Source organism: Streptomyces blattellae (assembly GCF_009709555.1).
GTDB classification, from domain to species: domain Bacteria; phylum Actinomycetota; class Actinomycetes; order Streptomycetales; family Streptomycetaceae; genus Streptomyces; species Streptomyces blattellae.
In genome coordinates this window covers 1-1,331 of the sequence record NZ_WJBG01000061.1, presented here as the reverse complement: position 1 = coordinate 1,331, position 1,331 = coordinate 1, and the positions used below count along the sequence as shown (strand labels likewise).

The window sequence follows — 1,331 nt, the reverse complement described above, 5'->3', positions numbered from 1 at the left end:
CCGCAACGCCGTCCCGAACGACCCGCGCCCGCCGATGGTGACCTCGGGCCTGCGCATCGGCACGCCCGCCCTGGCCACCCGCGGCTTCACCGCCGAGGACTTCGCCGAGGTCGCGGACGTCATCGCCGAGACGCTCAAAGCGCCCTCTCCCTTCGGGGCGGCCGAGACCGAGGCGCTCAAGGCCCGGGTCGAGGCGCTGGCGGACAAGCATCCGCTGTATCCGGGTCTGTGACCGACCACCTCCCGCTGGGGCGTGCCGGTGACCGCCGGCACGCCCCACCCGTCCCACGGAGTATGGCGTGGCAATCAGCGTCTTCGACCTGTTCTCCATCGGCATCGGCCCGTCCAGCTCACACACCGTCGGCCCGATGCGCGCCGCCGGGATGTTCGCCACCCGGCTGAAGCAGGACGGTCTGCTCGCCCAGACCACCGCGGTGCGCGCGGAGTTGTTCGGCTCCCTCGGCGCCACCGGCCACGGCCACGGCACCCCAAAGGCGGTGCTGCTCGGCCTGGAGGGCAACGAGCCGCACACGGTCGACGTGGCCCAGGCCGACCTGGACGTCGAGCGGATCCGCGGCACCGGGCGCCTGCGCATCCTCGGCGCCGAGATCGGTCCGGCCCATGAGATCGGCTTCGACGCTTCGGCCCAGCTGGTCCTGCACCGCCGGCGCTCGCTGCCGTACCACGCCAACGGCATGATCCTCTTCGCGTACGACGCCGACGGTGTGCCGCTGCTGGAGAAGACGTACTACTCCGTGGGCGGCGGCTTCGTCGTCGACGAGGACGCCATCGGCGCGGACCGGATCAAGCTCGACACCACCGTGCTGCCCCACCCGTTCCGCACGGGCGACGAACTGCTGGGCCTCTCCCGGGAGACCGGCCTGTCGATCTCAGCGCTGATGCTGGAGAACGAGAAGGCCTGGCGCACCGAGGAGGAGATCCGTGCGGGCCTGCTGGGGATCTGGCGGGTCATGGAGGCCTGTGTCTCCCGGGGCCTGGGCCGCGAAGGCATCCTCCCGGGCGGCCTGAAGGTCCGCCGCCGGGCCGCCGCGGCGGCCCGGGCGCTGCGCAGCGAGGGCGACGCCGCGGTCCGTGCGATGGAGTGGGTGACCCTCTACGCGATGGCGGTCAACGAGGAGAACGCCGCGGGCGGCCGAGTCGTGACGGCTCCGACCAACGGCGCGGCCGGCATCATCCCGGCGGTTCTCCACTACTACATCAACTTCGTGCCCGGCGCCGACGAGGACGGCATCGTCCGCTTCCTGCTCGCGGCCGGCGCGATCGGCATGCTCTTCAAGGAGAACGCCTCCATCTCCGGCGCCGAGGTCGGC

1 protein-coding gene and 1 pseudogene are annotated in these 1,331 nt (G+C 72.2%); both read left to right on the top strand.

What is annotated here, in order from left to right; genetic code table 11:
• Positions 1 to 232: pseudogene (locus GFH49_RS01445) on the top strand (serine hydroxymethyltransferase); the annotation flags it as partial.
• Between the two features lie 67 nt (positions 233 to 299).
• A partial coding sequence (locus GFH49_RS01440) for an L-serine ammonia-lyase (RefSeq protein ID WP_155053889.1) occupies positions 300 to 1,331 on the top strand: 1,032 nt, incomplete at its 3' end.